This is a genomic window from Actinomycetospora lemnae (assembly GCF_028737315.1).
Lineage (GTDB): Bacteria > Actinomycetota > Actinomycetes > Mycobacteriales > Pseudonocardiaceae > Actinomycetospora > Actinomycetospora lemnae.
Genome location: NZ_JAQZAO010000002.1, coordinates 455590 through 468846, shown reverse-complemented (window position 1 = coordinate 468846; position 13257 = coordinate 455590). Strand labels below are relative to the sequence as shown.

Below are 13257 nucleotides of genomic sequence, written 5' to 3'. Positions count from 1 at the left end.
GACGTCACGGTCCGAACACGACGGCCCCGCCGCTTGCGCGAGCGCCGCCGCACGCCTATACCTTCCACACCCGACCGGGCGAGCGATCACGCGGACCCGACGAGAATCCTGACAGCAGGTGACGGAGGTGGACGTGATCCGACGACGGCTCGCAGCCGCGGGTGCGCTCGTGGCGGCGGTGGCGCTGGTCCTCAGCGGCTGCGCCAACCAGGGGGGCGGTGAGCAACAGGGCGGAGGACCGGCGGCCGGTGCGCCGAGCCAGCCGACCAACGCGGAGCTGCCCGCCGGCAACGGTCAGGGGCGCTGCGCGCCGGGCACGTCGATCGGGTACGCGGGCACCATCGCCGGGCAGAACGCCGCCCTGGGCATCGCGATCGTGAACGCCGCGCAGCTCGCGGTCGACCAGCACAACCAGGCCAACCCGAACTGCCAGGTGACCCTGGTGCGCGCCGACACCGGCGGCACCCCGGACACCGCGGTCGGCCCCACCACGGCGCTGATCAACAACCCGGCCGTCCTCGGCATCGTGGGCCTGCCGTTCTCCGGCGAGTCGCGGGCCGTCGGCCCGGCCCTCAACGCGGCCGGCCTGGTCAACATCACCCCGTCGGCCACCAACCCGAGCCTGACGCAGAACGGCTGGACGAACTTCTTCCGCGGCCTCGGCAACGACGCCGTCCAGGGCCCGGCGGTCGCCCGCTACATCCAGCAGCGGCTCAACGCCCAGAACGTCTGCGTCATCAAGGACGACTCGGACTACGGCATCGGTCTGGCCACCCAGGTCAGCCAGGTGCTCGGCCCGGCAGCCGGCTGCCAGATCGACGTGAAGACCAACCAGCGCGAGTTCTCGGCCATCATCGGCCAGGTCCAGCAGACCAACCCGCAGGCGATCTTCTACTCGGGCTACTACCAGGAGGCCGCGCCGCTGATCCAGCAGCTGCGTGACGCCGGTGTGCAGACCACCTTCATCGGCCCGGACGGCGTGAAGGACGAGCAGTACGTCGTCAACGCGGCCGGTTCGGCCGACGGCACGCTGCTGTCCTGCCCGTGCGTGCCGCAGGAGGGCTTCACCGACTTCACGAACGCCTACCGCCAGGCCTTCGGCGTCCCGCCGCAGACCTACTCGGCCGAGTCGTACGACGCCACGACGATCCTGCTGCGGGGTCTCGACCAGGGCATCGCCGACCGCGCCGGGCTGCTCAACCACGTCCGCAACTACCAGGGCCAGGGCCTCACGAAGTTCTTCCAGTGGAGCCCCACCGGCGAGCTGACGAACACGCCGGTCTGGATGTACCGCGTCCAGGGCAACGCGATCGTCACGGACAGCCAGATCTGACCGACCCGTCCGGCACACTCGGCCGCGTCCCCGCGCAGCGTCGCGCGGGGGCGCGGCCGTCGGGTGTCGGACACCGTGATCCACCCGTCTCCCGACCGGCGCCGCCCGCGAGGGACACTCCCGTCCATCCCCCCGTGCCCGCCCCGTGCGGGCGCCCGACGCCCCCGGGGAGCGCGTCATCTCCACCGTCCTCGACCCGGCCGTGCTCACGCCGCTGGTCGTGCACACCGAGGCCTGGATCAACTTCGACGTCGGTCTGCTGATCGACCGGTTCTGGGCGAACACGATCAACGGGCTCGCCTACGGCAGCATCTACGCGCTCGTGGCCCTGGGCTACACGCTGGTCTACGGCGTGCTGCAGCTGATCAACTTCGCGCACTCCGAGATCTTCGTGATCGGCGTGTTCGGGGTCTACCTGACGTTCCTCGGGCTCGGGTTCGAGCCGGGCGCGCTGCCCAACCTGCCGCTGGCCGCGATCATCCTCGACCTGATCCTCGCGGGGATCGTGGCGATGGTGGTCGCCGGGATCGCCGCGGTCGGCCTGGAACGGGTGGCCTACCGACCACTGCGACGGCGCAACGCGCCGCGCCTCGCGTTCCTCATCACCGCGATCGGTGCGTCGTTCGCGATCCAGCAGGTCATCCGCATCGTGCGGGGCTCGAACCCCGAGGGCACGATCCGCCTGCTGCCGCCGTCGCCCGTGTTCACGATCTTCGGCGCGCCGGTGACGAACCTGCAGATCGTCATCATCCTGGCCTCGATCGCGATGTTCGTGGTCGCCGACCAGTTCGTGAACCGCAGCCGGCTGGGTCGCGGCATCCGGGCGGTCGCGCAGGACCCGGCGACGGCGACGCTCATGGGCGTCAACCGCGAGCGGGTCATCATGATCACGTTCCTGGTCGGCGGCGTCCTCGCCGGCGTGGCCGCGCTCTTCTACCTCATGACGATCCCGCAGGGCGCGGTGTACAACGGCGGCTTCCTGCTCGGCATCAAGGCGTTCACGGCCGCGGTGCTCGGCGGCATCGGCAACCTGCGCGGGGCGCTGCTCGGCGGCCTCATCCTGGGCGTGGCCGAGAACTACGGGCAGAGCCTGTTCGGCGGCGACTGGCGCGACGTCGTCGCGTTCGTCCTGCTCGTGCTCGTCCTCATGTTCCGCCCGACGGGCATCCTGGGGGAGTCGCTGGCGAGGTCGCGCGCATGACGGACACGAAGCGCAGCGAAGCTGGACCATCGGTGCGAGCCCGCTTCGCCGCCGTGTCGCACTGGTGGAACGGGCAGAGCCGGCCCGTCCAGTGGGCCTACATGGTCCCGGTCGTCCTGTTCCTGCTCGCCCTGCCGGTGCTCAACCCGCCGATCATCACCACCGAGCCGTACACCGACTTCCCGATCTCGCTGTTCAACGCGGCGGTGTTCGCGCTCATCGCGATCGGGCTCAACGTCGTCATCGGCCAGGCGGGCCTGCTCGACCTCGGCTACGTCGGGTTCTTCGCCATCGGCGCCTACACCGCGGCGCTGCTCTCGAGCCCCGACTCCGAGCTGGGCGTGCGCTACCCGTGGCTCGTCATCGTGCCGATCGCGATGGTGGTCACGATGATCTCCGGCGTCATCCTCGGGACCCCGACGCTGCGCCTGCGCGGCGACTACCTCGCGATCGTCACGCTGGGCTTCGGCGAGATCGTGCGGCTGCTCGCCGACAACGTCGACCCGCTGCGCGGCAACCGGGGCTTCCAGAACATCGCCCGCCCCGGCGGCGAGTTCCCGGACGGCACCCCGATCTTCAGCCAGACCGACGCGCTGGGCTTCTACTGGCTCGCGGTGATCATCATCGTCATCGTGCTGCTGTTCATGGGCAACCTCGAGCGCTCGCGGGTCGGGCGCGCGTGGATCGCCGTGCGCGAGGACGAGGACGCCGCGGAGCTCTCGGGCGTGCCGACGTACCGCTTCAAGATCTGGGCGTTCGCGATCGGCGCCGCCGTGGGCGGCCTGTCCGGCACGCTGTTCGCCGCGCAGGTCGGCTACGTCAACAACCAGCGCTTCGACGTCACGACCTCGATCCTCTACCTCGCCGCGGTGGTGCTCGGGGGCCAGGGCAACAAGGTCGGCGTCATCGTCGGCGCGTTCCTCGTCTCCTACATCCCCGACCGGTTCCAGTTCGAGCCGCAGTACCGGTTCCTGGTCTTCGGCATCGCCCTGATCGTGCTGATGATCTTCCGCCCGCAGGGCCTGCTCGGCATGCGCCAGCACCTGCTGACCTACGGCCGGCAGGCGTACCGGAAGCTGTTCGGGGCCGGGGCGGCGGTGGCGCCGAGCGGGCTCTCGGCGTCGTCGCGGGCGCGCGGCGACCTCCCGGAGACCACACCCGACGACCACGCGGGCACCTCGCCGCGCGGAGGTGGGGAATGAGCGCAGGAGACGACGTGCAGCGGAGCGCGACCCCGGTGGGGGCGACCCACGAGAGCACGTCGACCAGCCTGGACGTGCCGCCCTCCGAGGAGGGCATCCTCGAGTCCCTCGAGCACATGGGCGCCGCCGAGCGCGCCGAGCACGACGCGGCGGTGTCGGCGAGCGTCGCCCCGGCCCGCGACTTCGCCGTCGCGCAGGGGGAGACCCTGCTCGCGGTGGACGGCCTCACGGTGCGCTTCGGAGGCCTCACGGCGCTCGACGACGTCAGCTTCGACGTCAGGCGTGGCGAGATCCTCGGGCTGATCGGCCCGAACGGTGCCGGCAAGACCACGTGCTTCAACATCATGACCGGCGTCTACCGGCCGACCTCGGGCGACGTCCTGCTCGAGGGCCGGTCGCTGGCGCGGATGAAGCGCTACCGGATCATCCAGGCCGGCGTCGCGCGCACGTTCCAGAACATCCGGCTCTTCGGCGCGATGACCGCGCTGGAGAACGTCGTCGTCGGCACCGACGCGCGGCACCGGACGTCGGTGCCGGGGGCGCTGCTGCGGCTGCCGCGCCACCGCCGCGAGGAGCGCGACGCGGTGGAGAAGGCCATGGCGCTGCTCGAGTTCGTCGGCATCGCCGACCGCGCCGCCGACAAGGCCACCGCGCTGCCGTACGGCTACCAGCGGCGTCTGGAGATCGCCCGCGCGCTCGCGACGGAGCCGAAGCTGCTCTGCCTCGACGAGCCGGCGGCCGGCTTCTCGGCGTCGGAGAAGGACGCGCTCTCCGAGCTCATCCTCAAGATCCGGGACGACGGCTACACGGTGGTCATCGTCGAGCACGACATGCGCGTGGTGCTCGGCGTGACCGACCGCCTCGTCGTGCTCGACTTCGGCCGCAAGATCGCCGACGGCCTGCCCGACGAGGTCCGCCGCGACCCCGCGGTCATCTCGGCGTACCTGGGCGGCGCGGTCGAGGACGCCCCGGCGGGCGCGGGGGAGGAGGACGCATGAGCATGCTCGAGCTGGAGGACGTGCACGTCGCCTACGGGCGGATCCAGGCCCTGCGCGGGATCTCCCTGCGCGTCGAGGAGGGCCAGATCGTCGCGCTCATCGGCGCGAACGGCGCGGGCAAGACGACGACGATGAAGGCGATCTCGGGGATCCTCGGCCTGCAGTCCGGCACGATGCGCTTCGAGGGCGAGGACCTCACCGCGATCCGGGCGGACCTGCGGGTCGCCAAGGGCATCAGCCAGGTGCCCGAGGGCCGCGGGATCTTCCCGGGCATGACGGTGGCCGAGAACATCGACATGGGCGCCTACCTGCGCAGCGACCGGCGCAGCCCGGAGTTCGCCGCCGACCTCGAGCGGGTCTACGAGCTCTTCCCGCGCCTGGCCGAGCGCCGCTCCCAGGCCGGCGGCACGCTGTCGGGCGGCGAGCAGCAGATGCTCGCCATGGGCCGCGCGCTCATGGCCCGCCCGCGCCTGCTGCTGCTCGACGAGCCGTCGATGGGGCTCGCGCCCCAGTTCATCGCGCAGATCTTCCGGGTCATCGAGGAGATCAACGCGCAGGGCACGACGGTGCTGCTCGTGGAGCAGAACGCCACCCAGGCGCTCGGGCTCGCGCACGAGGCCTACGTCATGGAGACCGGCGAGGTCACGCGCTCGGGCACCGGGGCGGAGCTCCTCGCCGACCCGACGATCCAGGACGCCTACCTCGGGGTCAGCTGAGGAGCGACGCGCGCTCAGGCCACGGGCACCGGCTCGCCCTCGGACGGGACGAACGGGGAGTTCGTGCGCGTAGAGGCAGCGAGTCCAGGGGAGCACGCCGATAGGGCGTTCGCTGCAGGCCCGGACCCGAGCCCCAGGGTCCCGGCCACCGCGGCGTCGAGGGCGGTGACGGGGTCGGGGTCGACGGCGTCGTGGCGCCAGGCGACGTGGCCGTCGGGACGGACGAGCACCGCGCCGCCGCCCTCGAGCCGGTAGCGCCGGGCCAGCCGGCCGTCGGGGTCGTCGAGGTGCGGCGCGTCCACGCCGACCGCGGCGGCCGCCCGCCGCCAGGACTCCTCGGCCGTGACGAGCGTCAACCGCCCGTCCCAGAGGTCGAGCGTCGAGCGCCGCCGACCGTCGACGTGGACCCACACGTGCGGGGCCCGCTCGCCGGGGGCCGCGCTGAGCCGCGACGGATCGACGAGCGCATGGTCGGCGTACCGGGTGCCCAGGTCGCCGACCATGCCGTCGGCGGGGTCGGTCTCGCCGGCCCGCACCGAGCGGCGCGCGTTGCGCTCGCCGACCGGCCGGCGCTCGGAGACGTAGCTCGCGAGCAGTCCCTCGCCGGCGCGGCCCCGCGCCGCCCAGGCCAGCTTCCAGCCCAGGTCGTGCCCGTCGTGCACGGCGGTGTTCAGCCCGACGGCGGCGATCGGCGTCATGCGGTGCGCCGCGTCCCCGACGAGGAACGCCGCGCCCGCCCGCGAGGCGCTCGCGAGCTCGGCGGCGAGGTCGAACGCGGCGGTGCCGAGCAGCTCGGGCTCCAGGTCCGGCACCCCCGTCGCGGCGCGCAGCATCGCGACCCACTCCGCGTCGGTGGGCACGGCGTCCGGGCTGACGCCGAGGCGGGCGAAGCCCCAGCGGTCGGTCCCGGCCGCGGTCCCGAAGGCGATGAGCAGACCCGTGCCCTCCGGGTGCGTCAGCCAGTACAGCGCGTGGCGCGGGCCGCGGAGGACACCGGAGAGGTCGGCGCGGAAGAGCACCTGGGCCGCGGGGCCCAGGCCCCCGAGGGGCTCGGTGGCGATCCCGAGGGCGGTGCGCACGCGGCTGCGCGGCCCGTCGGCGCCGACGACGAAACGACTGCGCACGGTGTCCGGCGCGCCGGTGACCGTGTCCTGCACCCGGGCCCACGCGCCGCCGTCGTCGACGGCGAGGTCGGTGAGCTCCGTGTCGAACCGCACCTCGACGCCCGCCGCGCGAGCCGCCTCGAGCAGGATCGGCTCGAGGTGGTCCTGGGCGCAGCAGGCCGGGTACGTCGGGCTGACGGCCAGCGCCTCGCGGGGGAACGGGAAGCCGAGCGTGCCCTCGGTGAGCTCGCCGTCGGCGAGGGTCACCCCGGTGGCGCTGCGCGCGATCACGGTCGAGCTCGCGGCGCGGACGGCGTCGGCGACGCCCCAGGCGCGGAAGATCTCCATGGTCCGCGTACTGAGCCCCGAGGCCCGCGGATGGATCGAGGTGCTGCGGTGTCGTTCCACGACGAGCACCTGCGCGCCGTGGCGCGCGGCCGAGATGGCGGTCGCCAGGCCCGCGGGGCCGGCGCCGACGACGAGGACGTGGGGTGTGTGCTCCATGCCGTCGAGGGTGGTGGCCCGGCCCGCCCCGCACGTCCGTGGTGACTACCGATCCAACGCCCAGCTCCGCAGCCCCCCGCGGTCCGTGGTGCCGGTCTTGGCCAGCAGCCGGGCCACGTGGGTCTCGACGGTCCGGGTCGAGAGGTGCAGGCGGGCGGCGATGTCGGCGTTGGTGCGGTGGTCGGCGACGAGCGCGAGGACCTCCGCCTCGCGTGCGGTCACGCCGAGACGTCGCAGGTCCGGGGCCACCCCGTCGCCGGAGCGGCGGGTGGGCGCGCCGGCGGCCCGCAGCAGGTCACGGCACGTCCGGGCCAGGGCCCGCGACCCGGCGTCGTCGCCCTGTTCGTGGACCGCGAGGTCGGCGCGCAGCGCGGGCACCGGGTCGCCCCAGCCGTCGCGCACCGCCGCCTCGAGGACGATCGTGCGCAGCAACCGGTGCCACCACGGCCAGTCCGCGAGCTCTGCGGCGGCCGCGGTGACGAGGGCGTCGGCCTCTGCGGCGCGTCCGGCGCGTCCCGCCGCCATCGCGTCGGCGTAGACGAGCGCCGCGCGGTTGGGGACGGCGACGAGCACGGGGTGCCCGCGCAGGCGGTCGCGGGCCTGCGCGTCGCGGTCGCCGAGGGCGGTACGCAGCAGGGGCCAGAGGCCGTAGAAGGGGACCGGTGCGGCGCTGCGGTGGTCGAGCACGGCGGGCACGGCGCGGTCGACGAGGTCCGCGGCGCGCGGCAGGTCGTGGGCGAGCAGTGCGGTCAGCGCCGGCACGAGCGGGCCGAGGACGACGATGTCGGCGGGGAGGTCGGCCCGGGTGTACGCCCTCGCGAGCAGCGCGTCGGCCCCGGCGCGGTCGCCGGAGAGCGCCGTCGACGCGGCCGCGAACAGCTCGGCGGTGCCCTGCAGGGTGGCGAGCCGCAGGCGGCCGAGCTGCTCGATCGCCGGGTGCAGGATGGCCAGCGCCGCCCGCGGCCCGCGGACGTGCAGCGCGGCGTCCGCGCGCAGCAGATCGGCCTGGGCGGCGCGGGCGAGCATGCCGTGGCGCTCGGCCAGGTCCCGCGCCACGTGCAGGTCGGCGGCGCCGGAGTCGCCCCGGCTCATGCGCCGCGCTCCGAGGGAGAACAGCGCCTCCACCCGCCACGGCGTCAGCCCGTGCTCGGCGGCCACCGCCGCCGCGCGGAGCACGAGGGCGTCGGTGTCGGGCTCCGTGTCCGGCGACGCGACGGCACAGCGGGCCAGCACGAGCAGGGCTTCGCAGAGGGTCGCGGCGGTCTCGCTGCTCCCGTCGCGGGCCAGCGCCGCCTCCGCGGCGGCCACCGCCTCCCGGGCCCGCGGGGTGGCGACGGCGGTCGCGCCGGCCCCGAACGCGGCGTCGGCACCCAGCACGAGCGAGCGCGGGTCGTCGGGGCGAGCGGCGCGCCCGATCCACTCGCCGGCCTCGCCGTAGCGCCCACCGAGCACGGCGGCACGGGCCAGGCGCAGGCACAGCTCGGCGTGCTCGTCACCGGTGACGTCACCGAGGGCGGCCTCCCCGAGGGCGAGCGCGTCCGCCGCCGCTCCGCGCAGCGTCAGGACCCGCACCCGCTCGGCGGCGACGCGGCCGGGGGCCGCGCCCAGGGTCTCGGCGCGGCGCAGGAGCTCGTCGGCGTGGCCGAGGGCGCCGCGGTCGGCGTCGCGGCGGGCGAGGTCGAGCAGGAGCGCGACGGCGCGCCGGTGGTCCCCGGACTCGGCGTGGCGGGCGGCGGCCGCCTCCCGGTCGCCGGGCGCGTCGCGGGCCTCGAGCGCCGTGGCCACCCGCCCGGCGACGGCGGCGCGGTCCGGCGGCAGCAGGGCGGCGAGCACCGCGTCGCGGGTCAGGGCGTGGCGCCAGGTCAGGTGGTCGACGGCGGGTGCCAGCAGCCCCGCGGCGACCGCGGCCCGCAGCCCGTCGAGCACGGCGTCCTCGACGACGCCGGTCGCGGCCGCGAGCAGGCGGTGGTCGGGGTCGCCGGGCGCCACGGCCGCGGCGTCGACCACCACCCGCGCGGTCGCGGGCAGCGTCGCCAGGCGGCGGGCGACCAGCACGGCCCAGCTCGGCGGCACCGTCCCGTCGCCGGCGTCGAGGAGCTCGGTGACCAGGAAGGGCAGGCCCTCGGACCGGCGCACCAGGTCGGCGACCGACGCGCGGCCGGCGCCGTCGGACGCCGCGAGCGCCGCCACCTGGCCGGCGTCGAGGCGGGCCGGGCGCAGGACGGTGACGTCGGGGTGCGCCGCGAGCGCGACCACGGGGTCCGCGGTGGTCACCGGGCTCGCCGGACCCTCGTCGTCGCGCGCTCCCAGCGCGAGCACGACCGGCACCCGGCACACGGCCCCGGCGAGGTAGCCCAGCAGGTCGTGGGTGTCGGCGTCGGCCCAGTGCAGGTCGTCGAGGACGAGGACGGCGCCCTCGGGGTGGAGGGCGGCGAGCAGGGCGAGCACGCCCTCGCCCAGGACGACGGCCGCGTCGAGGGCCGGTCCCGCCGGTGACCCGACCGGCCCGTCGACGCCCGCGCCCGGCACGAGCCGGGCGAGCGCCGCCCGGAAGGGCCGCAGCCGGGGGGAGTCCAGCGGGGGCGCGCCCCGCAGGGACGGCGCGAGCGCCTCGGCGAGCGCGCGGTACGCGCCGCCCCCCGCGACCGCGCGGCCGGTCAGGACCCCGAGCCCGGCGCCTGCCGCCACGTCGGCCACCTCGGCGAGCAGCCGGGACTTGCCGATGCCCGCCTCGCCCGTGACCAGCAGCGTCCCGCCCGTGCCCGCGCGCAGCCCGTCGACCCGGGCGCGCACCACGGCCCGCTCGGCCTCCCGGCCGACCAGCGGGCGTCGCGGCGCCACCATCCGCCCATTGCAGCGCGGTGGTGCGCGTCTGACCAGGGGCTCAGCCGCCGGACCCCGGCGGGCGCGAGCGGTAGACGCAGGTCAGCTTCGCGGTGCAGACGCGACGCCCCTCGTCGTCGCTGATGACGATCTCGAAGGTGCCGATCGTGCGGCCGACCGACAGCGGCGTGCAGACGCCGGTGACCTTCCCGTCGAGGGCCGAGCGGTGGTGGGTGCAGTTCAGCTCGAGGCCCACGGGCATCCGCTCGGGCCAGCCGTGCAGCGCCGCGGCGGTCGACCCGAGGGTCTCGGCGAGCACGCCGTTGGCGCCGCCGTGCAGCAGGCCGAAGGGCTGCCGGTTGCCGGTGACGGGCATGGTGCCGACGACCCGGTCGGGGTCCCACGCCGTGATCTCGATGCCCATCCGCGCCGCGAGCTGCTCGTCGGGGTACTGGACGTCGATGTCGGGGACCGCGGCGGACTCCGGGGCCGAGGAGCTGGTCATCCCCGCAGGGTAGGGCGGGACCCGGGGCGGGGCCGCCCGGGCGCCCGGGGTGTGTCAGGGGTCGCCCCTAGACTCGGTGTGTGGCTCCGACCAGCACGGCAGCGCCGACCTCAGGCCAGCCCGAGACGACCCCGGACGCGCCGCCGAGCGGACGCGGGCGGCTGCTGCTGCTCGACGGGCACTCGCTGGCCTACCGGGCCTTCTTCGCGCTGCCGACCGAGAACTTCAACACCACCACGGGGCAGACGACGAACGCCGTCTACGGCTTCACGTCGATGCTCATCAACCTGCTGCGCGACGAGGAGCCCACCCACGTCGCGGTCGCGTTCGACGTCTCGCGCCAGACCTTCCGGGCCGAGACCTACGCGGCCTACAAGGCCAACCGCAGCTCGACGCCCGACGAGTTCCGCGGCCAGATCGACCTCATCAAGGACATCCTGGCCGCGCTCGCGATCCCGGTGCTCGCGGTGGAGGGCTACGAGGCCGACGACCTCATCGCGACGCTGACGACGCAGGCGGTCGCGCAGGGGATGACGGTGGCGATCTGCACCGGCGACCGGGACGCGTTCCAGCTGGTCTCCGACGACGTCACGGTGCTCTACCCGCGCAAGGGCGTGTCGGACCTCGTGCGCTACACGCCCGAGCAGGTCATGGAGCGCTACACGCTCACCCCCGCGCAGTACCCGGACTTCGCGGCCCTGCGGGGCGACCCGAGCGACAACCTGCCGAGCATCCCGGGCGTGGGGGAGAAGACGGCCCAGAAGTGGATCCGCGAGTTCGGGTCGCTCGACGCGCTGGTCGACCGGGTGGACGAGGTGCGGGGCAAGGCCGGCGACGCCCTGCGCGAGCACCTGTCGTCGGTGGTGCTCAACCGCCAGCTCACCGAGCTCGTCCGCGACGTCGAGGGCATCGGCATGGGCCCGGAAGACCTGGTGGTCCGGCAGTGGGACCGCGACGCGGTGCACCAGCTGTTCGACAACCTCGAGTTCCGGGTGCTGCGCGAGCGGCTGTTCTCCACGCTCACCGCGGCGGAGCCGGAGGCCGAGGAGGGCTTCGAGGTCCGCGGCGCCGCGCTCGAGACCGGCGCGGTGGCCGACTGGCTGGCCGACCACGCCCGCGACGGCAGCCGCGTCGGCCTCGCGTTCCGCGGGACGTGGGCGCACGGCACGGGCGACCTCGAGGGCATCGCGCTCGCCGCGGCCGACGGCGAGTCGGCGTACGTCGACGTCCGGGCGGTCGACGAGGCGGACGAGAAGGCGCTCGCCGCGTGGCTCGCCGACGTCGACGTGCCGAAGGCCGGGCACGAGGTCAAGGGGCCGAGCCACGCGGTCCGCGCGCGGGGCTGGCGCCTCGACGGGGTCACCAGCGACACCGCGCTCGCGGCCTACCTCGCCCGTCCCGGCGAGCGCAGCTTCGACCTCGCCGACCTCGCGCTGCGCTACCTCCGTCGCGAGCTGCGCGTCGAGGACAGCTCCGAGGGCGGTGACCAGCTGACCCTCGACGGGGGCGAGGAGGAGGCCGACACCGCGCTCGCCCAGGCCGAGATGCTGCGCGCGCGGGCGGTGTACGACCTGGCCGACAAGCTCGACGCCGACCTGGCCGAGCTCGGCGGCACGGCGCTGCTCACCGAGCTGGAGCTGCCGCTGCTCGCGGTGCTGGCCGACCTCGAGGCCGCCGGCGTCGCGGTCGACATCAGCGCGCTGCACGACCTCGAGTCGCAGTTCGGGGCGCGCGTGCAGTCGGCGGCGCAGCAGGCGTACGACGTCATCGGCAAGGAGATCAACCTCGGGTCGCCGAAGCAGCTGCAGGTGGTGCTGTTCGACGAGCTGCAGATGCCGAAGACCAAGCGCACCAAGACCGGCTACACCACCGACGCCGACGCGCTGCAGACGCTCAACGAGTCGAACCCGCACCCCTTCCTCGAGCACCTCCTCGAGCACCGCGACGCCACGCGGCTGCGGGTGACGGTCAAGGGGCTGCTCGAGTCGTGCAGCGACGACGGGCGCATCCACACGACGTTCAACCAGACGATCGCGCGCACCGGGCGGCTGAGCTCCACCGAGCCGAACCTCCAGAACATCCCGGTGCGCACCGCGGAGGGCCGGCGCATCCGCGACACCTTCGTCGTCGGGTCCGACTCCGCCGACGGCGCGTTCTCCGAGCTCATGACCGTCGACTACTCGCAGATCGAGATGCGCATCATGGCGCACCTCTCGCGCGACGAGGCGCTGATCGAGGCGTTCCAGTCCGGGTACGACTTCCACTCCGCCACGGCGGCGCGGGTGTTCTCCGTCGGCGAGGACGAGGTGTCGCCGGCCCAGCGCGCGAAGATCAAGGCGATGAACTACGGCCTGGCCTACGGGCTGTCGGCCTACGGGCTCTCCGCCCAGCTCCGGATCTCCACCGACGAGGCCAAGGAGCTGATGGAGGAGTACTTCGCCCGGTTCGGCGGGGTGCGCGACTACCTGCACCAGGTCGTCGCCCAGGCGCGCAAGGACGGCTACACCAGCTCGATCCTCGGTCGCCGCCGCTACCTGCCCGACCTCACGAGCGACAACCGCCAGCGTCGCGAGATGGCCGAGCGGATGGCGCTCAACGCCCCGATCCAGGGCAGCGCGGCCGACATCATCAAGGTCGCGATGCTCGGGGTGCACCAGGCGCTGCGCGACGAGGGCCTGCGCTCGCGGATGCTCCTGCAGGTCCACGACGAGCTCGTGCTCGAGGTCGCGGCGGAGGAGAAGGAACAGGTCACCGAGCTGGTGCGCCGCGAGATGGGCGCGGCCTTCGAGCTCGACGTACCGCTCGAGGTGTCGGTGGGCTTCGGGCGCTCCTGGGACCAGGCGGCGCACTGAGCCCGAGCCGTGCTGCCGAG

Annotated in this window: 9 protein-coding genes; 6 read left to right on the top strand and 3 right to left on the bottom strand. The window is 74.4% G+C overall.

Translation table 11 applies throughout. The features are described from left to right. Positions 1-133 precede the first annotated feature (133 nt). The 5 genes from PGB27_RS05885 to PGB27_RS05865 all read left to right on the top strand — a co-directional run bounded on the left by PGB27_RS05885 (position 134) and on the right by PGB27_RS05865 (position 5450). Complete coding sequence (locus PGB27_RS05885; RefSeq protein WP_274199404.1) at positions 134-1333, top strand: branched-chain amino acid ABC transporter substrate-binding protein; 1200 nt, start codon at positions 134-136, stop codon at positions 1331-1333. Between the two features lie 256 nt (positions 1334-1589). Then, a complete protein-coding gene (locus PGB27_RS05880; RefSeq protein WP_456298473.1) occupies positions 1590-2534 on the top strand; it encodes a branched-chain amino acid ABC transporter permease in 945 nt (314 codons plus the stop codon). Beyond that, positions 2531-3736, top strand: a complete 1206-nt coding sequence (locus PGB27_RS05875; protein ID WP_274199403.1) for a branched-chain amino acid ABC transporter permease — start codon at positions 2531-2533, stop codon at positions 3734-3736. The genes PGB27_RS05880 and PGB27_RS05875 overlap by 4 nt, the downstream gene beginning before the upstream one ends. A 116-nt stretch (positions 3737-3852) precedes the next feature. Further along, a complete protein-coding gene (locus PGB27_RS05870) occupies positions 3853-4734 on the top strand; it encodes an ABC transporter ATP-binding protein (protein ID WP_274199626.1) in 882 nt (293 codons plus the stop codon). Then, entirely contained in the window at positions 4731-5450 is a 720-nt protein-coding gene (locus PGB27_RS05865) for an ABC transporter ATP-binding protein (RefSeq protein WP_274199402.1), read from the top strand. Before PGB27_RS05870 ends, PGB27_RS05865 begins: the two co-directional genes overlap by 4 nt. Positions 5451-5464: 14 nt before the next feature. On the opposite strand, the gene PGB27_RS05860 is transcribed toward PGB27_RS05865, so the two are convergent. From PGB27_RS05860 to PGB27_RS05850, 3 genes are read right to left on the bottom strand one after another with little or no spacing between them, the layout of a single operon-like run. Next, on the bottom strand, positions 5465-7057 hold the full coding sequence (locus tag PGB27_RS05860; protein WP_274199401.1) for an FAD-dependent monooxygenase: 1593 nt from the start codon (positions 7055-7057) through the stop codon (positions 5465-5467). Between the two features lie 45 nt (positions 7058-7102). Then, on the bottom strand, positions 7103-9901 hold the full coding sequence (locus PGB27_RS05855) for a helix-turn-helix transcriptional regulator (protein ID WP_274199400.1): 2799 nt from the start codon (positions 9899-9901) through the stop codon (positions 7103-7105). Positions 9902-9941: 40 nt separating this feature from the next. After that, on the bottom strand, positions 9942-10385 hold the full coding sequence (locus PGB27_RS05850) for a PaaI family thioesterase (RefSeq protein WP_274199399.1): 444 nt from the start codon (positions 10383-10385) through the stop codon (positions 9942-9944). Between the two features lie 161 nt (positions 10386-10546). On the opposite strand from PGB27_RS05850, the gene polA reads away from it, so the two are divergent. Continuing rightward, positions 10547-13237: a DNA polymerase I gene (gene polA, locus PGB27_RS05845; RefSeq protein ID WP_274199625.1), complete on the top strand. Its 2691-nt coding sequence runs from the start codon at positions 10547-10549 to the stop codon at positions 13235-13237. Positions 13238-13257: the final 20 nt, after the last annotated feature.

Bases quoted from the DNA above. Each gene is read 5' to 3' on its own strand.
- PGB27_RS05875 (WP_274199403.1), top strand. From the start codon at position 2,531: ATGACGGACACGAAGCGCAGCGAAGCTGGACCATCGGTGCGAGCCCGC.
- PGB27_RS05870 (WP_274199626.1), top strand. From the start codon at position 3,853: ATGGGCGCCGCCGAGCGCGCCGAGCACGACGCGGCGGTGTCGGCGAGC.
- PGB27_RS05865 (WP_274199402.1), top strand. From the start codon at position 4,731: ATGAGCATGCTCGAGCTGGAGGACGTGCACGTCGCCTACGGGCGGATC.
- PGB27_RS05860 (WP_274199401.1), bottom strand. From the start codon at position 7,057: ATGGAGCACACACCCCACGTCCTCGTCGTCGGCGCCGGCCCCGCGGGC.
- PGB27_RS05855 (WP_274199400.1), bottom strand. From the start codon at position 9,901: ATGGTGGCGCCGCGACGCCCGCTGGTCGGCCGGGAGGCCGAGCGGGCC.
- PGB27_RS05850 (WP_274199399.1), bottom strand. From the start codon at position 10,385: ATGACCAGCTCCTCGGCCCCGGAGTCCGCCGCGGTCCCCGACATCGAC.